Origin of the sequence: Micromonospora sp. MW-13 (genome assembly GCF_003434305.1) — a bacterium.
Classification (GTDB): domain Bacteria; phylum Actinomycetota; class Actinomycetes; order Mycobacteriales; family Micromonosporaceae; genus Micromonospora.
Genome location: NZ_QKKX01000011.1, coordinates 373,037 through 399,585, shown reverse-complemented (window position 1 = coordinate 399,585; position 26,549 = coordinate 373,037). Strand labels below are relative to the sequence as shown.

At 72.9% G+C, this 26,549-nt stretch carries 25 protein-coding genes and 1 pseudogene; 16 read left to right on the top strand and 10 right to left on the bottom strand.

Annotated features, from left to right (window positions below; genetic code table 11):
- Window positions 1-81: 81 nt before the first annotated feature.
- On the top strand, window positions 82-1,410 hold the full coding sequence (locus C5N14_RS09465; protein WP_117667556.1) for a M20/M25/M40 family metallo-hydrolase: 1,329 nt from the start codon (window positions 82-84) through the stop codon (window positions 1,408-1,410).
- A 58-nt stretch (window positions 1,411-1,468) separates the two neighbouring features.
- Window positions 1,469-2,134 carry a hypothetical protein gene (locus C5N14_RS09460; RefSeq protein WP_117667555.1) on the top strand — a complete coding sequence of 222 codons (666 nt, stop codon included), beginning with the start codon at window positions 1,469-1,471 and terminating at the stop codon, window positions 2,132-2,134.
- A 194-nt stretch (window positions 2,135-2,328) separates the two neighbouring features.
- Here the strand turns inward: C5N14_RS09460 and C5N14_RS09455 are convergent, their stop codons facing one another.
- Window positions 2,329-2,520, bottom strand: a complete 192-nt coding sequence (locus C5N14_RS09455) for a DUF5703 family protein (RefSeq protein WP_036378156.1) — start codon at window positions 2,518-2,520, stop codon at window positions 2,329-2,331.
- Between the two features lie 87 nt (window positions 2,521-2,607).
- Entirely contained in the window at window positions 2,608-3,579 is a 972-nt protein-coding gene (locus tag C5N14_RS09450; protein ID WP_117667554.1) for an aldo/keto reductase, read from the bottom strand.
- 197 nt (window positions 3,580-3,776) lie between these two features.
- Between C5N14_RS09450 and C5N14_RS09445 the strand changes: the two genes are divergently transcribed.
- The 6 genes from C5N14_RS09445 to mshC all read left to right on the top strand — a co-directional run bounded on the left by C5N14_RS09445 (window position 3,777) and on the right by mshC (window position 9,317).
- Window positions 3,777-4,829, top strand: coding sequence for an LLM class F420-dependent oxidoreductase (locus C5N14_RS09445; RefSeq protein WP_117667553.1), 1,053 nt, complete (start codon window positions 3,777-3,779; stop codon window positions 4,827-4,829).
- A complete protein-coding gene (locus C5N14_RS09440; protein ID WP_117667552.1) occupies window positions 4,826-5,662 on the top strand; it encodes an undecaprenyl-diphosphate phosphatase in 837 nt (278 codons plus the stop codon). The genes C5N14_RS09445 and C5N14_RS09440 overlap by 4 nt, the downstream gene beginning before the upstream one ends.
- Before the next feature lie 89 nt (window positions 5,663-5,751).
- On the top strand, window positions 5,752-6,462 hold the full coding sequence (locus C5N14_RS09435; protein WP_117667551.1) for a histidine phosphatase family protein: 711 nt from the start codon (window positions 5,752-5,754) through the stop codon (window positions 6,460-6,462).
- A 121-nt stretch (window positions 6,463-6,583) separates the two neighbouring features.
- Window positions 6,584-7,168, top strand: coding sequence for a DUF3090 domain-containing protein (locus C5N14_RS09430; RefSeq protein WP_117667550.1), 585 nt, complete (start codon window positions 6,584-6,586; stop codon window positions 7,166-7,168).
- A complete protein-coding gene (locus C5N14_RS09425; protein WP_117667549.1) occupies window positions 7,165-7,983 on the top strand; it encodes an SCO1664 family protein in 819 nt (272 codons plus the stop codon). Before C5N14_RS09430 ends, C5N14_RS09425 begins: the two co-directional genes overlap by 4 nt.
- A gap of 95 nt (window positions 7,984-8,078) precedes the next feature.
- Entirely contained in the window at window positions 8,079-9,317 is a 1,239-nt protein-coding gene (gene mshC, locus C5N14_RS09420; RefSeq protein WP_117667548.1) for a cysteine--1-D-myo-inosityl 2-amino-2-deoxy-alpha-D-glucopyranoside ligase, read from the top strand.
- A gap of 116 nt (window positions 9,318-9,433) precedes the next feature.
- Here mshC and C5N14_RS09415 read toward each other — a convergent pair whose 3' ends face one another.
- Entirely contained in the window at window positions 9,434-10,225 is a 792-nt protein-coding gene (locus C5N14_RS09415) for a GntR family transcriptional regulator (protein WP_117667547.1), read from the bottom strand.
- Between the two features lie 124 nt (window positions 10,226-10,349).
- Window positions 10,350-11,219, bottom strand: coding sequence for a PAC2 family protein (locus C5N14_RS09410; protein ID WP_117667546.1), 870 nt, complete (start codon window positions 11,217-11,219; stop codon window positions 10,350-10,352).
- 310 nt (window positions 11,220-11,529) lie between these two features.
- Between C5N14_RS09410 and metH the strand changes: the two genes are divergently transcribed.
- On the top strand, window positions 11,530-15,045 hold the full coding sequence (gene metH, locus C5N14_RS09405; RefSeq protein WP_207892669.1) for a methionine synthase: 3,516 nt from the start codon (window positions 11,530-11,532) through the stop codon (window positions 15,043-15,045).
- Window positions 15,046-15,091: 46 nt separating this feature from the next.
- Here the strand turns inward: metH and C5N14_RS09400 are convergent, their stop codons facing one another.
- Entirely contained in the window at window positions 15,092-15,676 is a 585-nt protein-coding gene (locus tag C5N14_RS09400; RefSeq protein WP_117667543.1) for a tyrosine-type recombinase/integrase, read from the bottom strand.
- On the opposite strand from C5N14_RS09400, the gene C5N14_RS32985 reads away from it, so the two are divergent.
- The gene (locus C5N14_RS32985; RefSeq protein ID WP_371685819.1) at window positions 15,585-15,935 is read left to right on the top strand and encodes an NUDIX hydrolase; all 351 of its coding nucleotides are present in this window, start codon (window positions 15,585-15,587) and stop codon (window positions 15,933-15,935) included. The two genes, C5N14_RS09400 and C5N14_RS32985, sit on opposite strands and share 92 nt — an antisense overlap.
- Here the strand turns inward: C5N14_RS32985 and C5N14_RS09390 are convergent.
- The 3 genes from C5N14_RS09390 to C5N14_RS32050 form a co-directional block, all read right to left on the bottom strand.
- The gene (locus C5N14_RS09390; RefSeq protein WP_117667541.1) at window positions 15,923-16,489 is read right to left on the bottom strand and encodes a phosphohydrolase; all 567 of its coding nucleotides are present in this window, start codon (window positions 16,487-16,489) and stop codon (window positions 15,923-15,925) included. The two genes, C5N14_RS32985 and C5N14_RS09390, sit on opposite strands and share 13 nt — an antisense overlap.
- Window positions 16,490-16,637: 148 nt before the next feature.
- Complete coding sequence (locus C5N14_RS09385; RefSeq protein ID WP_117667539.1) at window positions 16,638-17,042, bottom strand: hypothetical protein; 405 nt, start codon at window positions 17,040-17,042, stop codon at window positions 16,638-16,640.
- A 662-nt stretch (window positions 17,043-17,704) separates the two neighbouring features.
- Window positions 17,705-17,878, bottom strand: coding sequence for a hypothetical protein (locus C5N14_RS32050; RefSeq protein ID WP_165878060.1), 174 nt, complete (start codon window positions 17,876-17,878; stop codon window positions 17,705-17,707).
- A 515-nt stretch (window positions 17,879-18,393) separates the two neighbouring features.
- On the opposite strand from C5N14_RS32050, the pseudogene C5N14_RS32980 reads away from it, so the two are divergent.
- The 6 genes and pseudogenes from C5N14_RS32980 to C5N14_RS09360 form a co-directional block, all read left to right on the top strand.
- A pseudogene (locus tag C5N14_RS32980) lies at window positions 18,394-18,831 on the top strand (class I SAM-dependent methyltransferase); the annotation flags it as partial.
- Between the two features lie 8 nt (window positions 18,832-18,839).
- The gene (locus tag C5N14_RS32975) at window positions 18,840-19,268 is read left to right on the top strand and encodes a hypothetical protein (protein ID WP_243639386.1); all 429 of its coding nucleotides are present in this window, start codon (window positions 18,840-18,842) and stop codon (window positions 19,266-19,268) included.
- 37 nt (window positions 19,269-19,305) lie between these two features.
- On the top strand, window positions 19,306-19,713 hold the full coding sequence (locus C5N14_RS09375; RefSeq protein ID WP_243639381.1) for a cupin domain-containing protein: 408 nt from the start codon (window positions 19,306-19,308) through the stop codon (window positions 19,711-19,713).
- Between the two features lie 533 nt (window positions 19,714-20,246).
- Window positions 20,247-21,353: a calcium:proton antiporter gene (locus C5N14_RS09370; protein WP_117667535.1), complete on the top strand. Its 1,107-nt coding sequence runs from the start codon at window positions 20,247-20,249 to the stop codon at window positions 21,351-21,353.
- A gap of 169 nt (window positions 21,354-21,522) precedes the next feature.
- Entirely contained in the window at window positions 21,523-22,272 is a 750-nt protein-coding gene (locus C5N14_RS09365; protein WP_117667533.1) for a neutral zinc metallopeptidase, read from the top strand.
- Window positions 22,273-22,415: 143 nt separating this feature from the next.
- Window positions 22,416-23,063, top strand: a complete 648-nt coding sequence (locus C5N14_RS09360; RefSeq protein WP_117667532.1) for an HAD family phosphatase — start codon at window positions 22,416-22,418, stop codon at window positions 23,061-23,063.
- 104 nt (window positions 23,064-23,167) lie between these two features.
- On the opposite strand, the gene C5N14_RS09355 is transcribed toward C5N14_RS09360, so the two are convergent.
- Both C5N14_RS09355 and C5N14_RS09350 read right to left on the bottom strand, forming a co-directional pair.
- Window positions 23,168-25,726 (bottom strand): ABC transporter permease, encoded by a 2,559-nt coding sequence (locus C5N14_RS09355; protein ID WP_117667530.1) that lies wholly within the window; start codon window positions 25,724-25,726, stop codon window positions 23,168-23,170.
- Window positions 25,726-26,499 (bottom strand): ABC transporter ATP-binding protein, encoded by a 774-nt coding sequence (locus C5N14_RS09350; protein ID WP_117667528.1) that lies wholly within the window; start codon window positions 26,497-26,499, stop codon window positions 25,726-25,728. Before C5N14_RS09350 ends, C5N14_RS09355 begins: the two co-directional genes overlap by 1 nt.
- Window positions 26,500-26,549: the final 50 nt, after the last annotated feature.

The window sequence follows — 26,549 nt, the reverse complement described above, 5'->3', positions numbered from 1 at the left end:
GCGGTACCCGGCGCGCGCCCGCGCGAAACGGGGTGCCGGCCGGGCGACCTGCCCGACGGTGGCGGCTGGTATGAAGAACCGATGACCAGCGACCCCGCTTCCGCCCGACCCGACCCCGCCGACGAGGTCGTCGGCCTCTGCCGCGACCTGCTGCGCATCGACACCACGAACACCGGGGACAACGCCACCAGCGTCGGGGAGCGCGCCGCGGCCGAGTACGTCGCGGAGAAGCTGGCCGAGGTCGGCGTCGACGCGGTGCTCCACGAGTCCGCCCCGGGCCGGGCCAACCTCGTCGCCCGCATCCCCGGCACCGACCCCGGCCGGGACGCGCTGCTCGTGCACGGCCACCTCGACGTCGTGCCCGCCGACCCCGACGAGTGGTCGGTGCACCCGTTCTCCGGGGAGGTCCGCGACGGCTACCTGTGGGGCCGGGGCGCGATCGACATGAAGGACTTCGACGCCATGGTGCTGACCGTGGTGCGGCACTGGCAGCGCACCGGCGTCCGGCCGGCCCGCGACATCGTGCTGGCGTTCACCGCCGACGAGGAGGCCGGCGGCGACTACGGCGCGCACTTCCTCACCCAGCACCACCGCGACCTCTTCGACGGCTGCACGGAGGCGATCGGCGAGGTCGGCGGCTTCTCGTACTCGGTCGACGAGTCCCAGCGGCTCTACCTGATCGAGACGGCCGAGAAGGGCATCGACTGGCTGCGGCTGCACGCCAAGGGCCGGCCCGGCCACGGCTCGATGGTGCACGACGACAACGCGGTCACCGCCCTCGCCGAGGCGGTGGCCCGCATCGGCCGGCACCGCTTCCCGGTGGTCGTCACCGACACCGTGCGGGCGTTCCTGGAGGAGGTCTCCGACCTGCTCGGCGTCGAGCTGGACCCGGAGGACCCGGAGGCCGCCATCGCCAAGCTCGGCCCGATCGCCAACATCATCGGCGCGACGATCCGCAACACCGCCAACCCGACCCGGCTCGCCGCCGGCTACAAGGACAACGTCATCCCCGGCCGGGCCACCGCCACCATCGACTGCCGCAGCCTGCCGGGCCAGTCCGAGCTGCTGGAGCAGCAGCTACGCGAGCTGGTCGGCCCGGACATCGCGATCGAGTACATCCAGCGCCAGCCCGCCCTGGAGACCACCTTCGACGGCGACCTGGTCGACGCCATGTCCGTGGCCCTGCGCGCGGAGGACCCGGGCGCCCGGCCGGTGCCGTACATGCTCTCCGGCGGCACCGACGCCAAGGCATTCTCCCAGCTCGGCATCCGCTGCTTCGGCTTCGCGCCGTTGCGGCTGCCCGCCGACCTCAACTTCTCCGCCCTGTTCCACGGCATCGACGAGCGGGTTCCGGTGGACGGACTACAGTTCGGCGTGCGGGTTCTCGACCGGTTCCTCCGGAGTTGCTGACCGTGTCCGTTGCCCTACCGTCCGGCGCGGAACATCCCCCATCGCGAAGGGAACGCACATGACCGACCAGCACGGTGAGCTGGACGCCGCCCTGGAGCGGGTGATCGACGCCGCCCGCGCGCACCTGGCCGCCGTCCGGTCCGCCCAGGGCCGCATCGACGACGACAACGTCTGGCAGGCGTACGTCGCGCTGAACAACGCCTCGTTCGCGTACGACGAGCAGTTGCTCGACGCGTTCGGCGAGGTCACCCCCTGGGACGTGGAGTCCATCGACCCCGACGAGGCCGACGAGCGTTTCGGTGCCGTCGAGGGGGTCGAGGCCACCGACCCGCACCCCCGGGTCATCTCGGTGCGCCAGCGCCGCGACTACCGGGTGCCCAGCGTCGCCGCGCTGATCCGGGTCGCCGAGGCGGCCCGCCGCGAGGGCACCCCCGAGGACGACGAGCCGGCACCCGTCGAGGGGGTCGGCGAGGCGGTGCTGGAGCTGCTCCAGAGCGGCGACGGCTCGCTCAGCGCGCTGGACGTCCCGGAACTGGAACCGCTCGACGGCGTGGTGATGGTCAGCGAGGTCGGCACCCCGGTCGACCTGGAGTCGTTCGACGACGACGACCCGGTGGGCCCGTTCCAGCCCGCCGCCGACGACCGTCTCGTGGGCCGCCTCGACGAGCACCCGTTCCTCGACCTCGACGACGAGGAGCACGACCACGCGGGGCACCGCCACTAGGCCGTGGCCGCCCCGGGGCCCGAGCTTCCGCTCGCGCCCCGGGGCGGCGCCGCCGCACCGTGTTTGCCCCAGGGCCCGAGCTTCCGCTCGCGCCCCGGGGCGGCGCCGCCGCACCGTGTTTGCCCCAGGGCCCGAGCACCCGCCCGCGCCCCGGGGCAGCGCCGCACCGCGGTCGCCCGGCGGCGACCCGGCGTTCAGTACGACAGGCCCGGCTGGGGCTGGTTGACCCGGCGGCGGCGCAGCACGACCTGCCGCGTGCCGTCCCGGTACAGCCGCACCCGGGCCAGCTCCCAGCCCGAGAACTCCGCCTGGATCGCCAGCTGCGCCGCGGCGGTCAACCGGTCGACGTTCGAGGGCAACCGTAGCGGCGCGTATTCGTAGTCCATGAGTACCATGCTGCCCAGCCCGCCGGCCGTTCGCCACCCTTCCCCAGGTGACCGCCGCCTCCGCCCCGACCTGCGCGGCGGTCGGGGTCAGCCGTCCCGCTCGGGGTAGCCCACCGGCACCGCCGACACGTCGTCGAGCGCGACCACGATCTCGTCGGGCAGGGCCATCCGCTCCACCTGGAGCGCGCCGAGGAGCTGCCCGACCGTCCGGGCGCCGAGGATCGGGGCCGTCACCCCGGGCCGGTCCCGGATCCAGGCCAGCGCCACCTCCAGCGGCGACACCCCCAGCCCGCCGGCCGCCGTGGCCACCGCCTCCACGATGCTGGAGCAGCGCGGCTCCAGGTAGGTCGCCACGAACGGCTCGAAGTGCGCCGACGCGGCCCGCGAGTCCGCCGGCCGGCCGTGCCGGTACTTGCCGGTGAGCACCCCCCGACCCAGCGGCGACCAGGGCAGCATCCCCAGGCCCAGCGCCGCGCAGGCCGGCAGCACCTCCCGCTCCACCCCCCGCTCCAGCAGCGAGTACTCCACCTGGGCGGCCACCACCGGGGCCCGCCCCGGCCAGGCCGCCTGCCACGCCGCCGCCCGCGCGGTCTGCCAACCGGAGAAGTTCGACACCCCGACGTAGCGGACCCGGCCGCTGGCCACCGCGTGGTCGAGTGCCGCCAGGGTCTCCTCCAGCGGGGTGTCCGGGTCGTACCCGTGCACCTGCCACAGGTCGACGTGGTCCGTGCCGAGCCGGCGCAGCGAGGCGTCCAGCGTGCGCAGCAGGTGGCCCCGGGAGTTGTCCCGGCGCCGGGCGCTGCCCGGCCGTAGCCCCGCCTTCGTCGCGATCAGCAGCTCGTCGCGGGGGACCAGGCCGCCCAGCAGCGACCCGATCACCGCCTCCGCGTCCCCGTCGCCGTACACGTCGGCGGTGTCCACCAGGTTGCCGCCCGCGTCGAGGAAGCTCTTCAGTTGGGCGGCCGCGTCGTCGGCGTCGGTGTCCCGGCCCCAGGTCATGGTGCCGAGCGCGAGCCGGGAAACCGCCAGCCCGCTTCGGCCGAGCGGTCGCTGTTGCATGGGTGAACCTTATTTCGAACCCGCCGCCACCGATATCCTCGCTCCCGTCAAGTTCCTGCCAGCCCCTTCGGTCGGCGGGATTCCCACCCCACCGGCCGGTTCGCCCCGGTTGAGACGTTCCGGGTGAGCCGGTGATCGGCTCCGCCGCCGGCATTGCGTAACCTGATGCGACCTGTGCTGCGGATGGGGGAGGACCAGTGCGACTCGGGCTCAGCCTCGGTTACCAGACGGCGTGGAGCACACCCGCCGACCACCTGGCGCTCGCCCAGGAGGCGGACCGGCTCGGCTACTCGGTGGTGTGGGCCGCAGAGGCATACGGCTCCGACTCGCCGAGCATGCTGGCCTGGATCGCCGGGCAGACGGAACGGATCGACGTGGGCAGCGCGGTGATGCAGATCCCCGCCCGCACCCCGGCGATGACCGCCATGACGGCGGCGACCATCGACGCGCTCTCCGGTGGCCGGTTCCGGCTCGGCCTGGGCGTCTCCGGGCCGCAGGTCTCCGAGGGCTGGCACGGCGTGCGCTTCGCCAAGCCCCTCGCCCGCACCCGGGAGTACGTCGACATCGTCAAGCTCGCCGTCGCCCGCAAGCCGGTCGCGTACGACGGCGAGTTCTACCCGCTGCCGCTGCCCGACGGCCCGGGCAAGGCGCTGCGGCTCGGCTTCCACCCGCCCCGCGAGCAGGTCCCGATCTACCTCGCCGCCGTCGGTCCGAAGAACCTGGAGCTGGCCGGCGAGATCGCCGACGGCTGGCTGGCCGTCTTCTACGCCCCCGAGTACGCCGAAGAGCAGCTCGCCGCCGTGCGGGCCGGCCGGGCGAAGGCCGGCAAGGAGCTGGCCGGCTTCGACGTCGTTCCCTCGGTCCCGGTGGTCATCGGCGACGACGTCGCCTCCTGCGCTGAGCTGGTCCGTTTCTACGCCGCCCTCTACGTCGGCGGCATGGGCAGCCGGCAGCAGAACTTCTACAACCAGCTCGCCACCCGGATGGGCTACGGCGACGCCGCCCGCGAGGTGCAGGACCTCTACCTGGCCAAGCGGCAGCGCGACGCCGCCGCCGCGGTGCCGACGGAGTTCATCGACCGCACCTCGCTGCTCGGGCCCAAGGAGCGCATCGCCGAGCGGCTGGGCGAGTACGCCGCCGCCGGCGTCACCACCCTGTCGGTGACCCTCTTCGTGGCCGACCGGGACAGCGGCGTGCAGACCCTGCGCACCGTCGCCGAGGCACTGGACCTTGCCGGAGTCGGCGAGTGACCTGGATCGAAGCCATCGTCCTGGGCGTCGTCCAGGGCCTGACCGAGTTCCTGCCGGTCAGCTCGTCGGGGCACCTGCGGATCACCTCGGCCATCTTCTTCGGCCGCGACGCCGGAGCCTCGTTCACCGCCGTCACCCAGCTCGGCACCGAGGCGGCCGTGCTGATCTACTTCGCCAAGGACATCTGGCGAATCACCCGGGTCTGGCTGGTCGGCATTGTCGACCGCTCGGTACGCAGCAGCCTCGACTACCGGATGGGCTGGTACGTGATCGTCGGCTCCGTCCCGATCGGGGCCTTCGGCTTCCTGTTCAAGGACCAGATCAAGACCGCCGGCCGGAACCTGTGGCTGGTCGCCACCACCCTGATCGTCTTCGCCTTCGTGCTCGCCTTCGCCGAGTACTGGGGCCGGCAGGCCCGCACCCTGGAGAACTTCCGGATGCGCGACGGCATCGTGATGGGCTTCGCCCAGGCGATGGCGCTGATCCCCGGGGTGTCCCGCTCCGGCGGCACGCTCACGGCCGGACTGCTGCTCAACCTCACCCGGGAGACGGCGGCGCGGTACTCGTTCCTGCTGGCCATCCCCGCCGTGGTGATGTCCGGGGTGTTCAGCCTCGGCGACGTGTTCGAACCGTCCGCGCCCGGCACCGCCGCGCCGAGCGGGGCGCAGTTGGTGGTCGCCACGCTGATCGCCTTCGCCATCGGTTACGCCGCCATCGCCTGGCTGTTGCGCTACGTCGCCCACCACACCCTGTACGTCTTCGTGCTGTACCGGGTCGCCCTGGGCACCCTGGTCCTCGCCCTCCTGATGACCGGCACCCTCTCCGCCACCTAGCACGTCCCCCCACCCCACCCCCGTCCTTTTGATCACCGCCGCCCGGGGGTGGGGCCGGTGGCCGTGGGGGAGCGCAACCTCGACATAGGCTGGGCGGTGTGGCGACTCTTCTCCTCCTGCGGCACGGCCGCACCACCGCCAACGCCGACGGCGGCCTCGCCGGCCGGCAGCCCGTCGAACTGGACGACACCGGACGGGCCCAGGCCACGGCGGTGGGCGAGCGGCTGCGCGGGCTGCCCCTCGCCGCGGTGGTGACCAGCCCGCTGATCCGCTGCCGGCAGACCCTGGAACTCGCGCTCCCGCAGGCCAGCCCGACCGTGGACGAGGGGCTGATCGAGTGCGGGTACGGCAGCTGGGAGGGGCAGCCGCTGAAGAAGCTGGCCAAGGAGCCGCTCTGGCCGGTGGTCCAGCAGCACCCGAGCGCCGCCATCTTCCCCGGGGGCGAGTCGATGGCCGCGATGGCGGCGCGGGCGGTCGCGGCGGTACGCACCTGGGACGCGCGGATCACCGCCGAGCACGGTCCCGAGGCGGTCTGGCTGGCATGCAGCCACGGCGATGTGATCAAGGCCATCGTGGCGGACGCGCTGGGCGTACACCTGGATCTCTTCCAGCGCATCGTCGCGGACCCGGCGTCGGTGACGGCGATCCGGTACACGCCGCTGCGGCCGTTCCTGGTGCGGCTCAACGACACCGGTGGTGACCTGGCCGCGCTGGTGCCGCCGCCGCGCAAGCGGCGGCGGGCGGCGAAGTCGACGGACTCCGACGCCGCCGTGGGCGGGGGAGCCGGGGCGGCGCGGTGAGGCGCCCGGCGGGCCCCGCCGGACCGGGGCGGACCTCACGGTACGCGCGCGGGTGCGCGCGGGCGCGTTTCACGGTCGGTGGGGTGCGCGACGCCGTGGCGGGCCGGATAGGGTCGTGGGTATGACCCACCAGGTGCACGCCTTCGAGCCGCCGGAGCGGTTCGTCGCCGGGACGGTCGGGGCGCCCGGGGAGCGCACGTTCTTCCTGCAGGCGCGCGGCGGTGGCCGGCTGGTCAGCGTCGCGCTGGAGAAGGTCCAGGTGTCGCTGCTCGCCGAGAAGCTGGAGGAGTTGCTGACCGAGGCGCAGCGCCGCTTCGGTGTGCAACTGCCCGAGCCGCCGGCCTCCGTGGGCGACAACGACCCGCTGGACACGCCGGTCGACGAGGAGTTCCGGGTCGGCACCCTCGGGCTGGCCTTCGACGTCGACACCGCCACCGTGGTGATCGAGGCGATCGCCGCCGGTGAGGGGGAGGCCGAGGTCGAGCTCGGCGGCCCCGAGGAAGACGACGAGGAGGAGGCCGACGACGAGGAGCCGGACGAGGACCTCGACCGGCTGCGCGTCCGGTTGACCCCGGAGGCGACCCGCGAGTTCATCGAGCGGGCCCGCCGGGTGGTCAACGCCGGTCGCCCGCCCTGTCCGCTCTGTGGGCAGCCGCTGGACCCCGCCGGGCACCTGTGCCCGCGGCACAACGGTTATCACCGGTGACGTCGTCCGAACTCCAACCCCGCCAGGACGGCGCGGCGACCCTGCGGTTGCTGCGAGACGGTGAACTGACCGTCGAGGGCCGGCTGGTCGACGCCTCGAACGCCACCCTGCTCGGCGCGCTCACCCTCGACGGGATGAGCGCGCGTTGCGTCTACAAGCCGGTGCGGGGCGAGCGGCCGTTGTGGGACTTCCCCGACGGCACCCTCGCCGGGCGGGAGGTCTCGGCGTACCTGGTCTCCCGGGCCACCGGCTGGGACCTGGTGCCGCCGACGGTGCTGCGGGACGGCCCGTTCGGCCCGGGCTCCTGTCAGCTGTGGATCGACGAGCCGTCCGACGCCGAGCCGCTGGTCGGGTTCGTGCCCGCCGGGACGGTGCCGCCGCGCTGGTTCCCGATCGCGGCGGCCCGGGACGACGACGGCACCCCGTACGCCCTGGCGCACGCCGACGACCCGCGCCTGGCCCGGCTGGCCGTGCTCGACGCGGTGATCAACAATGCCGACCGCAAGGGGGGCCACGTGCTGGTCGGCCCGGACGACCGGATCTACGGCGTCGACCACGGGGTGAGCTTCCACGTGGAGGAGAAGCTGCGCACCGTGCTGTGGGGCTGGGCCGGCCGGGGGCTGCCGCCGGACGCGCTGGAGATGCTCGCCGACCTCGCCGACCAGCTCGCCGGCGCCCTCGGCGAGGAACTCGGCGAGCACCTGACGATCCGCGAGATCGCGCAGGTCGCCGCCCGGGTGGGCCGGCTGCGCGACGCCGGCCACTTCCCGCAGCCGCCGGAGGACTGGCCGGCGATGCCCTGGCCACCCATGTGACGGTGGACCGGCGGCCGGGCCGAGGCGAGAGGCTGTCATGTTGATCACCCATGGGGCGGCTCCGGTGCGCCGGGTGGCTCGTTAGGCTGACGGTCATGGAGTCTTGGGTGGGGCATGAGGTGCCACGGCTGCCCGGCAGGGGCGGCCCCCTGATGTTGTTCGACTCGGCGCGGCGCGGTGTCCATCCCAGTCGACCCGACGGCACCGCCACCATGTACGTCTGCGGCATCACCCCGTACGACGCCACCCACCTGGGCCACGCCGCCACCATGATCACCTTCGATCTGGTGCAGCGGGTGTGGCGGGACTCCGGCCTGACGGTGCGGTACGTGCAGAACGTCACCGACATCGACGATCCGTTGCTGGAGCGGGCCGAGCGCGACGGCGAGGACTGGAAGGTCCTGGCGATGCGGGAGACCGCGTTGTTCCGGGAGGACATGGAGGCGCTGCGGATCATCCCGCCGGCGCACTACGTCGGCGCGGTGGAGTCGATCCCGGACATCGCCGACAAGGTCCTCCTCCTGCTCAAGGACGGCGCGGCGTACCGGCTCGACGACGGCACCGGCGACGTCTACTTCGACGTCACCGCCGTCCCGGCGTTCGGCTACGAGTCGAACCTGTCCCGGCCGGAGATGCTGGAGATCTTCCCCGAGCGCGGTGGCGATCCGGACCGGGCGGGCAAGCGGGACCCGCTGGACCCGCTGCTGTGGCGGGGGGCCCGCGAGGGCGAGCCGTCCTGGCCCGGCGGCGACCTCGGCCCGGGCCGCCCGGGCTGGCACATCGAGTGCGCGGTGATCGCGCTGAACCTGCTGGGCGAGACCATCGACGTGCAGGGCGGCGGGAACGACCTGATCTTCCCGCACCACGAGTGCTCCGCCGCGCACGCGGAGCGGCTGACCGGGCGGTCGCCGTTCGCCAACCACTACGTGCACGCCGGCATGATCGGCCTGGACGGCGAGAAGATGTCGAAGTCCAAGGGGAACCTGGTCTTCGTCTCCCGGCTGCGCGCCGACCGGGTGGACCCGGTGGCGGTCCGGCTCGGGCTGATGGCCGGGCACTACCGCGCCGACCGCACCTGGACCGACGAGCTGCTGGCCGCCGCGCACGAGCGCCTGGCCCGGTGGCGTCGGGCCGCCGCCGCCACCGCCGGCCCGTCCGGGGTCGAGCTGCTGGCCGCGGTACGCGCCCGGCTCGCCGACGACCTCGACACCCCCGGCGCGATCGCGGTCGCCGACGCCTGGGCCGAGCGGGCCCTCGCCGGCGAGGGCACGGACCGGGAGGCCCCGCCCCTGTTCGCCGCCACCCTGGACGCCCTCCTGGGCCTCCACCTCTAGCCCCACCCCCACCCCACCCGCCCACCCCACCCGCCGATCATGGAGGCGTGGTGCCCGGCGAAGGGCGCGAAGGGGGCGTTCCGGCCGCCACGGCTCCATGATCGACGGGGGCCGGCTCAGCCCAGGACGAGGCCGGGGTCCGGGTCGGGGTCCGGGGCCGGGGCGGGGACCTGGTACTCCTCGGTGAGCGTGGTCATCGGGCCTGGCCAGGTGGCCTGGGCCACCTCGATGGGCTTGCGCCGGTCGTCGTAGGCGACGTGCAGCAGGTGCAGCACCGGGGTGTCGGGGCGGATCTGGAGCGTCTCCGCCTCCTCCCGGCTGGGCTGGCGGGCGGTGATGGTGTCGGTGGCGGTGACGTACCGCCGGCCGGTGGCCTCCTCCGCCTCCTGGTAGAGGGGGCGGCCGAACGCCTCGCCCCGCTCCAGGGAGGTGCCGGCGGTGTCCGCCGGGAGGAACCAGGAGGCGCCCACCTCGACGGGGGAGTCCTCGGTGCGGACCAGGTGCCGGCGGCACAGCAACTCGGTGCCGTCGGCGACGCCGAACGCGTCGGCCACCTCGGGCGGGGCTGGGGCCCGGCCGACCGAGACGAGCTGCTGGCGGTATCGGGCGGCCAGGTCCGTGTGGTAGCCGCGGAAGCCGCCGTACCGGCCCCGGGCGAGGCGGTTGAGCCGGCGCCGGGTGCCCCGGACGTACGTACCGGAGCCGGGCTTGGTGATCAGGATGCCCTCGACCCGTAGCTGGTCGACGGCGCGCTGCGCGGTCTGCTTCGCGACGCCGAACATCTCGGCGATGGCCGGGATGGACGGCAGCCGCTCGCCGGGGCCCCAGTCGCCGCGGCGCACCTGGGCCTTGAGCTGCGCGGCGATCTGCCGGTGCGGGAACTCGGCCGCGCCGGGGTTGATCTGCATGCCCGCCTCCTCAAATGACAGCTAGGTTCCTAGGATGCCGTACGACGCGTGATCGCGCCACCCCGGACACGCGTGAGGCCCCGGATCGCGGCGATCCGGGGCCCTCGGCGAGCGGCGCGGGCGACTACCAGGAGCCGGCGGTGGGGCCGGCCGAGCCGCCGCGCCGGCGCAGGTACTTCTCGAACTCCTGGGCGATCTCGTCACCGGTCAGCGGGGTGATGCCCGCGTCGCCGACGCGTTCCTCCAGCTCGCGGACGTACTCGCCGAGTTCGGCGTCCTGCTCGGCGGCGCTGCGCACCCGCTGCTCCCACTCGGCGGCCTCCTCGGCCAGGTCGGCCATCGGCACCGGCAGGTCGAGCACCTCCTCGACCCGGTGTAGCAGGGCCAGGGTGGCCTTGGGGCAGGGCGGGTTGTTGGCGTAGTGCGGCACGTGCACCCAGAACGAGACCGCGTCGACCTCGGCCCGGGTGCAGGCGTCGTGCAGCACGCCGACGATCCCGGTCGGGCCGTCGTAGCGGGTGGGGGTGAGCTGGTAACGCCGGGCGGCCTCCGCGTCCGAGGCGCTGCCGCTGATCGGCAGCGGCCGGGTGTACGGCACGTCGGCCAGCAGCGCACCGAGCAGCACCACCCGTTCGACCTCCAGGCTGTGACAGATCTCCAGCACCTGCTCGCAGAACGTGCGCCAGCGCATGCTCGGCTCGATGCCCCGGATCAGCACCACGTCCCGTTCGGTGCCCTCGGGGCTGGCCACCATGAACCGGGTGGTGGGCCACTCGACCCGGCGGGTCTCGCCGTCGGCCATCGTGATCGTCGGCCGGCTGACCTGGAAGTCGTAGAAGTCCTCCGGGTCCAGTTCGGTGACCTGCCGCGCCTCCCAGACCTGCTCCAGGTGCTCGACCGCGGCGGTCGACGCGTCGGCGGCGTCGTTCCAGCCCTCGAAGGCGGCGATGGCCACGGGGGACCGCAGTACCGGCAGTCCGTCGAACTCGGTCATGCCGTCACCTCACCCTGTTCGTCGGGGGTGGCCGCGGGCGACGGCCCTGTCGCCCGCCCGCCGGGCACGGTGGCGTCCCTGTTGTCCTTCACGTCCGTCAGCCTACGTGTCGGCGCGTGATGCGGCCCGCCGGCCGCGCCGTCCGGCCCCGGCGTCGCGGCCGAGCCCGTCCGGCCCGTCCCCGCCGGAACGGCCGGACGGGACGAGGCGGTGCTCCCGGCCCCCGCCCAACGGGGTGATCCGGCCGACACAATGTGGGAGCGCGAGTGGGCGGTGACCCGGCCAGGGGTCCTCGCACTACCCTGAATCCGTGCGGACTTCGTTGCTGGATGTGTTGTCAGACCGGATCCTCGTCGCCGACGGCGCGATGGGGACGATGCTCCAGGCGGCCGACCTGACCCTGGACGACTTCGAGGGCCACGAGGGGTGCAACGAGATCCTCAACGTGACCCGCCCGGACGTGGTCCGGGGTGTGCACGAGGCGTACCTGGCCGCCGGGGCGGACTGCGTCGAGACGAACACCTTCGGCGCCAACCTGGCCAACCTGGGCGAGTACGACATCTCGCACCGGATCCGGGAGCTGGCGGAGGCCGGCGCGCGGATCGCCCGGGAGGCCGCCGACGCGTGGAGCACCCCGGACCGGCCCCGGTTCGTGCTCGGCTCGATCGGCCCCGGCACGAAGCTGCCCACCCTCGGGCACACCGCGTACGCGACGCTGCGCGACGCGTACCAGGAGAACGCGGCCGGCCTGATCGACGGCGGCGCGGACGCGCTGATCGTGGAGACCTGCCAGGATCTGCTCCAGGTGAAGGCGGCGGTGGTCGGGTCGCACCGGGCGATGGCGGCGGCGGGGCGGACGGTGCCGCTGATCTGCCACGTCACCGTGGAGACCACCGGCACGATGTTGCTCGGCAGCGAGATCGGCGCGGCGCTGACCGCACTGGAGCCGCTGGGCATCGACCTGATCGGGCTGAACTGCGCGACCGGGCCGGCGGAGATGAGCGAGCACCTGCGCTACTTGTCCCAGCACGCCCGGGTGCCGCTGTCGGTGATGCCGAACGCCGGCCTTCCGCAGCTCGCCGCCGACGGGGCGGTCTACCCGCTGACCCCGGTGGAGTTGGCCGACGCGCTGGAGCGGTTCGTCGTCGAGTACGGCGTCTCGCTGATCGGCGGCTGCTGCGGGACGACGCCGGAGCACATCCGGGTGGTCGCCGAGCGGCTGCACGGCGCGCGGCCGGGTCCGCGGCAGCCGCAGGCCGACGCCGGCGTCTCCTCGATCTACCACCACGTGCCGTTCGCGCAGGACGCGAGCGTGCTGATGGTGGGGGAGCGGACCAACGCCAACGGGTCGAAGGCGTTCCGGGAGGCGATGCTGGCCGGGGACTGGCAGGCGTGCGTGGAGATCGCCCGCAGCCAGGCCCGGGACGGTTCGCACCTGCTGGACCTGTGCGTGGACTACGTGGGCCGCGACGGCACGGTGGACATGCGGGAGCTGGCCGGCCGGTTCGCGACCGCGTCTACGCTGCCGATCATGCTCGACTCGACGGAGCCGCAGGTGGTCGAGGCCGGGCTGGAGATGCTCGGCGGCCGGTGCGTGGTCAACTCGGTCAACTTCGAGGACGGCGACGGGCCGGGCTCCCGCTACGCCCGGGTGATGCCGATCATCGCCGAGCACGGTGCGGCGGTGGTGGCGCTGCTCATCGACGAGGAGGGACAGGCCCGCACCGCCGAGTGGAAGGTGCGGGTCGCGCAGCGGCTGATCGAGGACCTGACCGGGCGGTGGGGGCTGCGCCGGGCCGACATCCTGATCGACGCGCTGACCTTCCCGATCGCCACCGGCCAGGAGGAGACCCGGCGCGACGGCATCGAGACCATCGAGGCGATCCGGGAGATCGCCCGCCGCTGGCCGGGGGTGAACTTCACCCTGGGCATCTCGAACGTGTCGTTCGGGCTGAATCCGGCGGCCCGGCAGGTGCTCAACTCGGTGTTCCTGCACGAGTGCGTGCAGGCCGGCCTGACCTCGGCGATCGTGCACGCCAGCAAGATCCTGCCGATGTCGAAGATTCCGGACGAGCAGCGCGAAATCGCGCTGGACCTGGTCTACGACCGGCGCCGTGAGGGCTTCGACCCGGTGCAGCGGTTCATCGAGGTCTTCGAGGGGGTGGACGCCTCCTCGGCGCGGGCCACCCGGGCGGAGGAGTTGGCGGCGCTGCCGCTGGAGGAGCGTCTCAAGCGGCGGATCATCGACGGCGAGCGCAACGGCCTGGAGGCCGACCTCGACACGGCGATGGCCGAGGGCCGGTCCGCGTTGTCGATCATCAACGACCTGCTGCTGGACGGGATGAAGGTGGTCGGCGAGCTGTTCGGCTCGGGCCAGATGCAGCTGCCGTTCGTGCTCCAGTCGGCCGAGGTGATGAAGACCGCGGTGGCGTACCTGGAGCCGCACATGGAGAAGGCCGACGACGGCGGCAAGGGTCGGATCGTGCTGGCCACGGTCAAGGGCGACGTGCACGACATCGGCAAGAACCTGGTCGACATCATCCTGTCCAACAACGGCTACGAGGTCGTCAACATCGGCATCAAGCAGCCGATCACCGCGATCCTCGACGCGGCGGAGCAGCACCGGGCCGACGCGATCGGGATGTCCGGGCTGCTGGTGAAGAGCACGGTGATCATGAAGGAGAACCTGGCCGAGATGGCCGAGCGCGGGGTGGCCGAGCGGTGGCCGGTGCTGCTCGGCGGGGCGGCGTTGACCCGGGCGTACGTGGAGGACGACCTGCGGGCGGTGTTCCCGGGCCAGGTGCACTACGCCCGGGACGCGTTCGAGGGGCTGTCCCTGATGGACCGGGTGATGACGGCGAAGCGGGGCGGGGCGCCGGTGGTGGACCCGGAGCGGGAGGCGGCCCTGGCGGCGCGTCGGGAGCGCCGGGAGCGGCAGCGGGCGATGGTGACCGAGGCGCTGCCGGAGCTGGACGACGCGTCGGTGCGTTCCGACGTGGCGCGCGACGTGGAGGTGCCGAGGCCGCCGTTCTTCGGCACCCGGGTGGTGAAGGGCCTGCCGCTGGCGGAGTACGCGGCGCTGCTGGACGAGCGGGCGACGTTCCTGGGGCAGTGGGGGCTGCGGGGCGCCCGGGGCGGCAAGGGCCCGTCGTACGAGGAGCTGGTGGAGACCGAGGGCCGGCCGCGGCTGCGGTACTGGCTGGACCGGCTGACCGCCGACAAGGTCCTCGAGGCGGCGGTGGTGTACGGGTACTTCCCGGCGTACTCGGAGGGCAACGACCTGGTGGTGCTGGACGAGAACGGGCATGCCGAGCGGGCCCGGTTCTCGTTCCCGAGGCAGCGCCAGGAGCGGCGGTTGTGCCTGGCGGACTTCTTCCGGCCCAAGGGCGACCAGCTCGACGTGGTGGCGTTGCAGTTGGTGACCGTGGGGCAGCCGATCAGCGAGTACACGGCGAAGATGTTCGCCGGCAACGAGTACCGCGACTACCTGGAGGTGCACGGCCTGTCGGTGCAGCTCACGGAGGCGCTGGCGGAGTACTGGCACCGGCGGGTCCGGGCCGAGCTGACGCTGCCGGGCGGTCGTACGGTGGCCGACGACGACCCGGGGGACCTGGCGGGCCTGCTGCGCACCGACTACCGGGGCTGCCGGTTCGCGTTCGGCTACCCGGCCTGTCCGGACCTGGAGGACCGGGCGAAGATCGTGGACCTGCTGGGCGCGGATCGGATCGGGGTGCAGCTCTCGGAGGAGTTCCAGCTGGTGCCGGAGCAGGCGACCGACGCGATCGTGGTGCACCACCCGGAGGCGAACTACTTCAACGCCAAGTGACGCCGTCACCCTGCCTGAGCTGCGCAAACGCTGCCCCGGCGGCTGTCTAGGCCGTCGCCAGGCCGTCGGGGTCGGTCAGGCCGTGCCCGAAGGCGGCGTCAATCGCCCGGCGGGTGCGGTCCTCACTGGTCGGCAGCAGGTGGGTGTAGACCCGCAGGGTGAAGCCCGGGTCCGCGTGGCCGAGGTACAGCGACAGGGCCTTGATGTTCTCGCCCGCGTCGAGCAGGACGGAGGCGTACGTGTGCCGAAGCACGTGCATGCCGTTCTGTCGGGTGTCCTCGACGCTGGCCGCCCGGATGGCCGGCTTCCAGACGTTGGCGTTGAACGACGGGCGGCTGAGCGGGTCGCCGTTGGCGGTGCTGAGGTAGACCGTGACCGTCCGGGGTTCGCCGGCGGGGGTGCCCCACGGCAGGGTGACCGGCACGGGGTCGATGTCCTTGGCGTGCTCGCGCAGGCGGGCCGCAACGGCGTCGGGTAGCGGGACCTCCCGCAGCTTGCCGCCCTTGGGCGGGGCGAACACCAGGTTTCCCCGCACGATCTTGATCTGGCGGACGACGTGGAGCAGTCGTCGAGAGGGGTCGACATCGTCCGGGCGGACGGCAGTCCGGGAGACCCGCGAGGAGACCGGCATCAGTGTCGAGGTGGCCGGGATGGTCGGCGTCTACTCCGACCCCGGTCACGTCATCGAGTACTCAGACGGCGAAATACGGCAACAGTTCTCGCTCTGCTTCCGCGCCGTACCGGTCAGCGGCATCCCGACCCCGAGCGACGAGTCACACGAGGTGCGGTGGGTTGCCCGCGACGAGCTGGCCGCGCTCGACATTCACCCGTCGACCCTGCTTCGCATCACCCACGGCTACGAGGAACGCCCCGAGCCCTACATCGGCTGACGAACACCGCCGGTGAGCTGTTCCTGAGTCCGCCGCACGGCAGCGACCATCTCCGGTTCCGCCCGACCGATGAACCGGGTCACCAGGTGCTCCGGCCCGTACCGCGACCGGATCTCCGCCAGCCGCTCTAACACCTCGAAGTCCTGGCCATCCGGCCCAGTCGTCATGTCCGAGAAGCAGAGCGCGTCAGTTACCGGCGTCTCTTCCCGAGGGAACTCGGCGGCCAGGACGTCACCGAGCCCACGTTCCTCCGCTTCCAGCCACGCGCAGGAGTGATGAGCCACCAGGGCCGCAATCCGCTCGTCGAACCGCTCACGGCGCAACCAACGCCCACCGTCGAGGGAGTGAAAGCCGGTGTCGACCAGATCGGGGCTGTAGCCCACATCACGCAGCCACGCCGAAGCCACGAGCACCGCCCGATCTCCGGCTGGGACCGCCGCGCTGATCCTGTCCGCCTTGGCGGCCACCGCCTGGACGTGACTCCATCGACGAGGCAACGGCGTCTCCAACAGATGTCGCGCAACTTCCCGAGCGGTATCGACGAGGTCGGCCATCCCGCCAGGGTACGGAGCGACCCGTCCCGCGCACCATCCCGTGTCCAGTCACCGACGACCGGGGCGGCCGGCTGCCGGCGATGTCGGGCTTTACTTGATGCGTGACGGATTGGTGTCAGATGTTGGGTGACACGTCCGGCTAGACGATTCAGCGGACGGCGATGCGAGTGTCGATGCGGATGCACTCATCGACTACGTGGGCAAGTTGCTTCACCCTCACGGTGAGGTGCTCCCGCCAGCCGTCGAACCTCGGCGAGTCGCAGGCGAAGGTCCCTGTCGACCATCGCCCGTGTATCTGCCGAAGACGCGTTGCGACGACGGGGTAGCTAGACGTGGGGTGGTCGCCATTGATGTAGTCCAGGTCGAAGAGCAGGCGCATCGGTGTCTCGACGGAGTCCCACGGTCGATAGCCGCCGAAGTCGTGCATCTGTGGCAGGTCGATGCCCTCCTCGGCGGCGAGGAAGTAGTGGAAGGCGGCGAGGGGACCCCAGCCGAACGCAGCCTCAGGGGCGGCGGTTTCGGACGGAACTCGGGGGGTGTACGTCCAAGCCACCGGAAGAACCTACATGGCATCCAGCGTATTGCTCGCCGAGTGTTACCCATCAAGTGAAGCCACCGTGTAGCGCATCAAGCGGAGTCGGGCAGCCGGCTGCCGGCGATGTGGTTCAAACTTTCTGTACGTCTTCAAGGCGGCCCTGACGGGCCGCACGCGCCGCCGCCTGGGCGCGCGTCCGTCGCTCCGCTGGCGCTCCGACTCCGGCCACGCAACACGCCCGGCGGCTGGCGCGGACAGCGGAAAGCCCGGAGGGGCCGCCGCAGACGGGGTAGCTCAGAGAGTGGTGGAGGCCCGTCGCCGGCAGCCGGCCGCGTCGCGCCCGAGCAGCGCGGCGCAGGAGGGGTGCGCGCCGGGTTCGCGCGGCAAGCCCCAAGCATGGGGGCGGTGGCCGCGCGAGGCGTGCCGGTCGTCCAGGAGCCGGCTCCGCAGCCGGTCAGGGTCAGGTCAACCGCTCACCTGGGAGGGGGAGGGGTGCCGCCGGTGGCCGGCTTCGAACCCGGGAGCCGGGTCCGTGCCGGGCGAGGTTGGGTCAACTGCGCCACTGTGGCGGTGTCCGCCGGGGGGCGCGGCCCGTGACACGAGAGCCGACACCGACTCAGGCTGTTCCGGCAGCGTCCGTCCGTGCGTCAAGGTCCGCTTGACGTGCCGGCCGGACGGATTCAGTTGAAGGGCAGGTCTGGCGAGAGGGATCGATACCAGAGGCAGGGAGCGCAGCACAGGAGAACAACGAGTGCCACGATGGCAACCAGCGCGATGCCGCTGAGGCTGCCGATCGCCAACAGGCTCTTGAACGCGTTCCGTGTGTCGCCCGCTTCATCTTTGGCTCTGGCCATGACACTCCCGTGATTGGCAGGACTGGTTGATCAATATTCTGCCGAAGGCGGCCTCGGCGGCGTGCGGGGGCCTAGCGCTCTGGCTTATCGAGCATCGCCGTGGGCGACCAACTGAGTGACTATCTGGGTGACGATCGCGACGGACGCCGGTGGACGAGGATGCACGGCGGGGGACCGCCACAGGAGATGGGAGCAAGTGAAGCAGCAGGTGGCGGGGCCGGGTTGGTTGCCTGGGGGTCAAGGAGTCAGGCCGTCGGCAGGCCGTGGAACGTCAACCAACGATGCCCAAAGGTGACGATCGATGCCTAGTGTTTGCGCAGCTCAGGCGGCCGATGGGCATCCTTTGCCCGGTTCGTCTGGCACCCGGTTACAGTTCAACGCCAAGTGACGCGGTGGTCGGCGGCGGTGGGGGCACGGTGGTGACGAACCTGCCGGCGGTGTCCGGGCGACGGTGGCTGGCCGGTTCGCCTCGCGGTGGGTCGGTGCTGACCGCGTCAGGGTGAGGGGAACGGGCCGTGCCGGAGGGCTGGGTCTGGGACGAGTCCCTGTTCGAGGGCGCCGCCGCGTACTACGAGCGGGGGCGGCTGCCGTACGCGGAGGGTTTCGCGGCGGTGCTGGCGGAGGCTCTTGACCTGGACGGGTCGGGCCGGTTGCTGGACGTGGGGTGCGGCCCGGGAACGGTGACGCTGCCGCTGGCCGGGTGGTTCGCGGAGGCGGTGGGGATCGACCCGGACCCCGGGATGCTGGCGTGGGCGCGGCGGCGGGCCGCCGCCGCGGGCGTGGGTGACGTCCGGTGGGTGCGGGCGCGGGCGGAGGATCTGCCGGCCGGGCTGGGTGTCTTCCGGGTGGCGGTGTTCGGGCAGTCCTTCCACTGGATGGAGCGGGACCGGGTCGCGGCGACGGTGCGCCGGATGTTGTTGCCGGGCGGGGCGTTCGTGCAGATCAGCGATGTCAAGGAGCGGTGTCGACGGCCGGGTTGCCCGCCCCGGCGCCCCCGTACGCGGCGGTGGCCGAACTGGTGCGCGGGTATCTGGGCCCGGTGCGGCGGGCCGGTCGGGGGTTCCTGCCGAACGGGACGCCGGGCGGCGAGGCCGCGGTGCTGGCCGCCGCGGGTTTTGTCGGCCCGCGGCGGCTGCGGGCGCCGTCCGGGGTGGTGCTGCGGCGCTCGGTCGACGACGTGGTGGCGTGGGTGCACTCGCGGTCGGACGCGGTGCCGCACCTGTTCGGGGCGCGGCTGGCGGAGTTCGACGACGACCTGCGGGGCCTGCTCGCCGTGGCGGCCCGGGACGGGTGGTTCGCCGAGCGGGTGCCGGACACGGAGCTGGTGGTCTGGCGGGTTCCCGGGGCCGGGTCGGGCGGCGGCGTCCCGCCGGTCGGGGAGGCGCGCTGACCGGGCCGAGGGTTCCTAGGATGAGCCGGTGGACAAGATGCAGTTGCGGCGGCTTCCGGTGACCTCCCCGCCCATCCCGCAGGGGGGCGGGCGGGTGCGGTCCGCGGCGGGCGAGCTGGCCAAGATCGTCGATGGTGGGAGCTACCGCTACCTGGCGTACCTGGAGTTCCTGCCGGAGGCGGGCAGGCCGCGGGGCAACCACTACCACGCGGCGCGGACGGAGACGCTCTATGTGATCTCGGGGCGGTTGCGGGGGGTCTTCCTGGATCTGGACTCGGGCGAGCGGGTCGAGGCGCTGCTGGAGGCGGGTGACCTGGTGACGCTGGCGCCCCGGTGTGCGCACGTCTTCCAGGCGCTGGAGCGGGCGCAGGCCGTCGAGTTGGCCGACCGGCCGTACGACCCGGCGGACACGTTTCCCTGTGCGGTGTCGGACGCCGCTTCCTGAGGCGGTCGCGCCGCCCGGGCGCGCGCCGGCCGGCAGTTCGCCGCCGCAGCCGAAGAGGTCGAGGCCGCAGGCGGCGAAGGTGGGGTGGCGGGCGTCCTGGAAGGACGGCAGGGCGCTGAACCGGCGGACGATCTCCTCGGGCACGTGGGTGCGGACCGCGGCCTCCAGGCCGGGGCGGGCGTGGACGGCCAGGTCCTCCTGGGAGTGGTAGCGCAGGCGCAGTCGTCCGGCGAACGCCGCGACGGTCTGCCGGGTGTCGTCGGTCGACCTGGGTCTTCCCGGTGCTCGGGCGGCACAACTTGGTAGCCGTCGGAAGGCCGGCATATCGCCGTGCGGGTTATTCATCTCTCTTTCCACAATGCGAGAAGCCGTGGGTTGCGGCGTCGCCGTGTGACGTCCCGGCATTGTCTGGCGTGATTGGGGGGTTCGCGATCGTCATCGCGGTCGGACCGGCTCCCACCTGCGCGGTTCCGTCGGGGCGCGGGATGCGGTTCAGGTGGGCGATGATCACGATTTCTGGCAGGGTTGACGGCATGCCCGCCCTCCTGCGTACCCGTGTCACCGACTGGACCGTCGTCGTCCCGCTGCTCGCCGTCGTGGTCCTGGCGGCGACCTGGGGCAGGGAACTGCCCCCGGTGGTCGTGGTGATCGTGGCGGTGTTCCTGGCCGGGGCGGTGCTGGCCGCCGTGCATCACGCGGAGGTGGTCGCCCACCGGGTGGGCGAGCCGTTCGGCTCGCTGGTGCTCGCCGTCGCGGTCACGGTCATCGAGGTGGCCCTCATCGTCACGCTGATGATCAGCGGCGGTGACAAGACGCAGGCGTTGGCCCGGGACACCGTCTTCGCCGCGGTCATGATCACTTGTAACGGCATACTCGGCCTGTCCCTGCTGCTCGGCGCGCTGCGCCGTCGGGTGGCGGTGTTCAACCCGGAGGGCACCGGTGGGGCATTGGCCACCGTGGCCACCCTGGCCACCCTGAGCCTGGTGGTGCCGACCTTCACCACGAGTCGTCCCGGCCCGGAGTTCTCCCCGGCCCAGCTCGCCTTCGCCGCCGTGGCCTCGCTGGCCCTGTACGGGCTGTTCGTGCTGGTGCAGACCGGCCGGCACCGCGACTACTTCCTGCCGGTGAGCGCCGACGGGACCGTGGTCGACGCCGACGGGGACGGGCACGCCGACCCGCCGTCGCCCCGGGCCGCTCTGGCCAGCCTCGCCCTGCTGGTGGTGGCGCTGATCGCCGTGGTGGGCCTGGCGAAGATGGTGTCACCGGCCATCGAGGCCGGGGTGTCCGCCGCCAACCTGCCGCAGGCGTTCGTCGGCGTGGTCATCGCGTTGCTGGTGCTGCTGCCGGAGACTCTGGCCGCGGCCCGCGCCGCCCGCCGCGACCGGGTGCAGATCAGCCTCAATCTGGCGCTCGGCTCGGCCATGGCCAGCATCGGCCTGACCATTCCGGCGATCGCCATCGCCTCGATCTGGCTCGACGGGCCGCTGCTGCTCGGGCTGGGCGGCACGCAGTTGGCGTTGCTGGCGTTGACCGTCGTCACGGGCGTGCTGACCGTGGTGCCGGGCCGGGCCACCCTGCTCCAGGGCGGCGTGCACCTGGTCCTGCTGGCCGCGTTCGTGTTCCTCGCCGCCAGCCCCTGACGGCTGCCCGGGCGCGCCTGTCCGGCCGGGACGTGGGCGACACCGGCCCTCGTCGGGCGGGCGGTGCCGACGCGGGCCGATCGGAGGGTCACCGGGAAGCCCCGCCGAGGGGCATGATCGAAGGGGAGCCCGGGTACCGCCCCGGTGAGGACGAACCGGGGAGGACGCTGTGACGGCACGCGCGGGACGTCGGCCGCGAGGGCCGCTGGCCGGTCTGCTGGCCGCGCTGGTGCTGGCCGGCGGCTGCATGGTCGGCGGGGTGGACGAGGGCGCGCCGCAGCAGCCCGGCCCGGAGCAGCCCCAACGGTCCGCGGCACCGGGTGCGGAGCGGACCCGGGCCGACGGCACCACCAGCGTCGCCGAGTTCAAGGAGGACTTCGCCGTCGCGGTGGACAAGGCCGAGGTGTACTGGGCCGCGCAGTTCCGGGAGTCGGGCCGGCGGTTCGAGCCGATCCGGCGGGTCGTGGCGTACCAGCGGGAGGGCGAGGTCTCCTGCGGCGGGCAGGCGCTGCCGCGCAACAACGCCGTGTACTGCTCGGCGGGCGACTTCATCGCCTACGACGTCAACTGGTCGGTGGCGGCGTTCCGGCAGGTCGGTGACGCGTTCCTGTACTACCTGCTCGGCCACGAGTACGCCCACGGCGTGCAGGTGCGCCTGGGCATCCGCTACGACTTCACCATCCAGCAGGAGTTGCAGGCCGACTGCATGGCCGGGGCGTACCTCGGCGGCTCGATCCAGGCCCAGCAGTTGGCGCTGGAGGACGGCGACCTGGAGGAGTTCCGGGAGGGGCTGCTCGCCGTCGGTGACGACCCCGACCAGCCGTGGTTCGCCGAGGGTGCGCACGGCACCGCCGAGCAGCGCACGGACTCCTTCTTCCGCGGCTACGAGTCCGGCCTGTCGGCCTGCGGCCTCGGCTGAGACGCGCACCGGGTCGCCGGCGCGGGAGGGTCGCCGAGGTCACCCCGGGCGGGTCCGGGCGGCGGCGGGCCCGGGCCGGCTGAGAGGATCGCGGCGACCGCGCGACCCTGGAGGACCCGCTGAGCAGCCACCATCCCGCCGCCGTGCTCTTCGACATGGACGGCACCCTGGTCGACAGTGAGAAGCTGTGGGACGTCGCCCTGCGCGAGCTGGCGGCCGAGTACGGGGGCACCCTGTCCGTCGCCGCCCGCCTGGCGATGATCGGCACCAGCATGGCCGACTCGATGCGCATCCTGCACGAGGACCTCGGACAGCCGCACCGCGACCCGCTGGTCAGCGGGGCGTGGATCGACGTGCGGATCCTGGAGCTGTTCCGCACCGGGCTGCGCTGGCGGCCCGGTGCGCTGGCGCTGCTGGGCGCGGTCCGCGCGGCGGGCGTCCCGACCGCCCTGGTCACCTCCAGCGTTCGGCCCCTGGTGGAGGTGGCGCTGGACACCCTGGGGCGGGACAGCTTCGACGCGGTGGTCTGCGGCGACGAGGTGGACGCGGCCAAGCCGCACCCGGAGCCGTACCTGACCGCCGCCCGGCTGCTCGGCGTGCCGATCGCCCGGTGCGTGGCGATCGAGGACTCCCCGACCGGGGTGGCCAGTGCCCTGGCCGCCGGCGCGGCGGTGCTGGCCGTGCCGGCGGAGGTGTCGATCGCGCCGGTCGACGGCGTACACCAGTTGGAGAGCCTGACCGGGGTGGACCTGGAGTTGCTCGCCGCCCTGCTCGGCGAGCGGCCGGCCTGACCTGCCGGCTGACCGGGGTCACCGGGCGACCGGGGCGTCAACCCACCGTCGACAAGGGCCCCCTGCCCCGTCGTAGGCGGTGGCAGGGGGCCCTTGCCCGCGACTCAGTCGTGGGCGATCGCGCCCAGGACGTTGATCCGGGCGGCCCGGATCGCTGGCAGTGCCGCCGCGACCACCCCGATCAGCGCGGCCAGGCCGAGGAAGATCCCGATCTGGGACCAGGGCAGCACCAGGTCGGTGATCCCCTCGTCCTTGAGCGCCCGGACCACCGCCGCGCCGAGGCCGGCGCCGACGACGACGCCGAGCAGCGCGCCGAAGACCGAGATCACCACGGCCTCCACGGTGATCATCCGCATGGTCTGGGCCCGGCGCAGCCCGATCGCCCGCAGCAGGCCCAGCTCCCGGGTCCGTTCCAGTACCGACAGGGCCAGGGTGTTGATGATGCCCAGCACGGCGATCACGATGGCCAGCGCCAGCAGGATCTGGATCATCGTGAGCAGCGTGTCGAAGCCGCTGGTCTGCTGCTCGATGAAGGTGGCCCGGTCGGCCACCGACACCTCTGGGCTGTCCGCCACCAGGGCCTCCAGCTGCGGCTGCACCTGCGACACCGTCGTGCCCGGGGTGAGCTGCACCAGCGCCGTGAACGGCTGCGGGCTGGTGAACTCCGCGCCCGCCTGTTTCGGCAGGATGATCGACCCGATGGCCCGGTCGTCGGGCAGCACCGCCGTCACCGTGTACGTGCGTGGGCCCTCGCCCCGGGCGAACTGGGCGGTCAACCGGTCACCCACCGACTTGCCCAGCTCCTTCGCGCCGGAGACGCTCAGCGCCACCTGGTCCGGCCGCAGCGTGGCGATCGTGCCCGACTGCGCGGTGGTGTGGTAGATCTGCCCCATCGCGGCCAGGTCGGTCAGCGCCACCACGTACGCCCGGTCGCCGTCGACGATCGCGTTGTCGTTGTAGACGCCCACCACCGCGTTCACCCCGGGCACCGCGGCGGCCCGGTCGACCACCGCCGGGTCGAACACCGGCGGCCGGGGCCCGGTCTGTGCCCCGGAGATCACCAGCTGCGCGTCGACGGTGCTCGCCGCCCTGCCGGCGATGCTGGACTTGGCCGAGTCGAGGATCACCGTAACCCCGGTGACCAGGGCGATGCCGACCATCAGGGCGGCGGCGGTGATGGCCGTGCGGCGCGGGTTGCGCCCCGAGTTGAGCCGGCCCAGCCGGCCCGGCACCGACCAGGCGAACAGCCCGCCGAGCAGGGACACCACCGGGCGGCTGAACAGCGGGGTCAACAGCGCCACCCCGATGAACGTGAACAGCACCCCGCCCAGGATCACCGACAGCGTGGCGTCGCCGGCGTTGCCGGTCAGCCCCACCGCCAGCAGCGCGCCACCGACGGCGGTGACCACCGCGCCGGCGACGGTGAGCCGGGTCAGCGGCCGGTCCGGGGTGGCCACGTCCTGCATCGCCGCGATCGGCGGGATGCGGGCGGCCCGCAGCGCCGGCAGCAGCGCCGCCACCACGGTGATCAGCATGCCGACCGCGAAGGCGCTGACCACGGCGGCCGGCGGCACGCCCAGCCCGGCCAGGGTCAGCCCGCCGGCGAACGTGCCGAACGCCCAGGCCAGCAGCGCGCCCACCCCGATGCCCGCGCCGAGGCCGAGGACCGAGGCGATCAGCCCGACCGCGAGGGCCTCCAGCACCACGGAGCCGATGATCTGCCGCCCGCTGGCCCCGATGGCCCGCATCAGGGCCAGCTCCCGGGTCCGCTGCGCCACGATGATCGAGAACGTGTTGAGGATCAGGAACGTGCCGACCAGCAGCGCCACCGCGGCGAAGCCGAGCAGCACCTTGTTGAAGAAGGCCAGGCCCTCCTTGAGGCCGGCCGCGGCGTCGGTGGAGAGCTGCTCGCCGGTCTTGACCTCGTAGCCGGGGCCGAGTGCCCGGGTCAGGTCGTCGCGCAGCGCCTCCGGGGTCACCCCGGCGGCGGCCCGCACCGTCACGCTGTTGAACGTGTCGGGCTTGCCGAGCATCAGCCGCTGTGCGGCCGGGGTGGTGAACGCGATCTCGTTCACCCCGCCGACGGAGTCCCGGCCGCCGCTGTAGCCGAAGGTGCCGACCAGGGTGAAGTCGCGGCGCTTGGACTCGAACGCGGTCAGCGCACCGACCCGGTCACCCACCTTGACCTTGGCGGCCGTCGCGAGGGCGGCGTTGACCACGATCTCGTCGTCGGCCTGCGGCGCGCGGCCCTCCCGCAGCTTCACCAGGTCGCTCTCGCCGGTCCAGTTCTCCCCGAGCTGGGGCGGGCCGAACGAGGTGACCACCTTGCCGTTGCTGCCGATCAACCGCGCGCCGTCGGCGTTGACCACGCCGGTGGCCTCGGCCACGCCGGGCACCGCCCGGACCCGGCCCACCACGTCGGCCGGGAACGCGGGGGCGACCTGCTCGCCCTCCGCCTCGTCCACGGCGATCTTCGGCTTCGCGGCGACGTTGACGTCGATGCCGGCGTACGCGTCGGCGAAGACCGCGTCGAAGGACCGGCCGAGGGTGTCGGTGAGCACGAACGCGCCGGAGACGAACATGACGCCGAGCACCACGGCCAGGCCGGAGAGGATCAGGCGCACCTTGCGCGCCAGCAGGCTCTTGAGGGTGGCCCGGAACATCAGTTCCCCACCTCGGTGATGACCGGGGTGTCGAGCTTCTTCATGGTGTCCAGCACCGTGTCGGCGGTCGGCTCGATCAGTTCCGAGACGATCTGCCCGTCGGCGAGGAACACCACCCGGTCGGCGTACGCGGCGGCGGTCGGGTCGTGGGTCACCATGACGATGGTCTGGCCGTGCTCGCGTACCGAGTTGCGCAGGAAGTTCAGCACCTCCGCGCCGGAGCGGGAGTCGAGGTTGCCGGTCGGCTCGTCGGCGAAGATCACCTCAGGGCGGGCGACCAGCGCCCGGGCGCACGCCACCCGCTGCTGCTGACCGCCGGAGAGCTGCGCCGGGCGGTGGTCGAGCCGGTCGCGCAGCCCGACCGTGTCGATCACGGTGTCGTACCAGGCCGGGTCCGGCCGGCGGCCGGCGATCGACATCGGCAGCAGGATGTTCTCCTTCGCCGTCAGCGTGGGCAGCAGGTTGAACTGCTGGAAGATGAAGCCCACCTTGTCCCGGCGCAGGTTCGTCAGCCCGGCGTCACCGAGCCCGGTCACCGTGGTCTCGCCGATCGACACCGTGCCCCGGGTGACCGAGTCCAGGCCGGCCAGGCAGTGCATCAGCGTCGACTTGCCCGACCCGGACGGGCCCATGATCGCGGTGAACTGGCCCCGCTCGAACTCGGCGCTCACCCCCCGCAGCGCGACGACCTGCGCCTCGCCGCTGCCGTACACCTTCCACACGTCGCTTGCGCGGGCCGCGGCCTGCGCGTGGCGGCCTATCGTCGCGGTCACGTCATCTACCTCTTCCGTCTGGGCTGCTCTGGCCGCACCGCCCCCGCTGG

Bases quoted from the DNA above. Each gene is read 5' to 3' on its own strand.
- C5N14_RS09465 (WP_117667556.1), top strand. From the start codon at position 82: ATGACCAGCGACCCCGCTTCCGCCCGACCCGACCCCGCCGACGAGGTC.
- C5N14_RS09460 (WP_117667555.1), top strand. From the start codon at position 1,469: ATGACCGACCAGCACGGTGAGCTGGACGCCGCCCTGGAGCGGGTGATC.
- C5N14_RS09455 (WP_036378156.1), bottom strand. From the start codon at position 2,520: ATGGACTACGAATACGCGCCGCTACGGTTGCCCTCGAACGTCGACCGG.
- C5N14_RS09450 (WP_117667554.1), bottom strand. From the start codon at position 3,579: ATGCAACAGCGACCGCTCGGCCGAAGCGGGCTGGCGGTTTCCCGGCTC.
- C5N14_RS09430 (WP_117667550.1), top strand. From the start codon at position 6,584: ATGACCCACCAGGTGCACGCCTTCGAGCCGCCGGAGCGGTTCGTCGCC.
- mshC (WP_117667548.1), top strand. From the start codon at position 8,079: ATGGAGTCTTGGGTGGGGCATGAGGTGCCACGGCTGCCCGGCAGGGGC.
- C5N14_RS09415 (WP_117667547.1), bottom strand. From the start codon at position 10,225: ATGCAGATCAACCCCGGCGCGGCCGAGTTCCCGCACCGGCAGATCGCC.
- C5N14_RS09410 (WP_117667546.1), bottom strand. From the start codon at position 11,219: ATGACCGAGTTCGACGGACTGCCGGTACTGCGGTCCCCCGTGGCCATC.
- C5N14_RS09400 (WP_117667543.1), bottom strand. From the start codon at position 15,676: ATGCCGGTCTCCTCGCGGGTCTCCCGGACTGCCGTCCGCCCGGACGAT.
- C5N14_RS09390 (WP_117667541.1), bottom strand. From the start codon at position 16,489: ATGGCCGACCTCGTCGATACCGCTCGGGAAGTTGCGCGACATCTGTTG.
- C5N14_RS32050 (WP_165878060.1), bottom strand. From the start codon at position 17,878: ATGGCCAGAGCCAAAGATGAAGCGGGCGACACACGGAACGCGTTCAAG.
- C5N14_RS09375 (WP_243639381.1), top strand. From the start codon at position 19,306: ATGCAGTTGCGGCGGCTTCCGGTGACCTCCCCGCCCATCCCGCAGGGG.
- C5N14_RS09370 (WP_117667535.1), top strand. From the start codon at position 20,247: ATGCCCGCCCTCCTGCGTACCCGTGTCACCGACTGGACCGTCGTCGTC.
- C5N14_RS09355 (WP_117667530.1), bottom strand. From the start codon at position 25,726: ATGTTCCGGGCCACCCTCAAGAGCCTGCTGGCGCGCAAGGTGCGCCTG.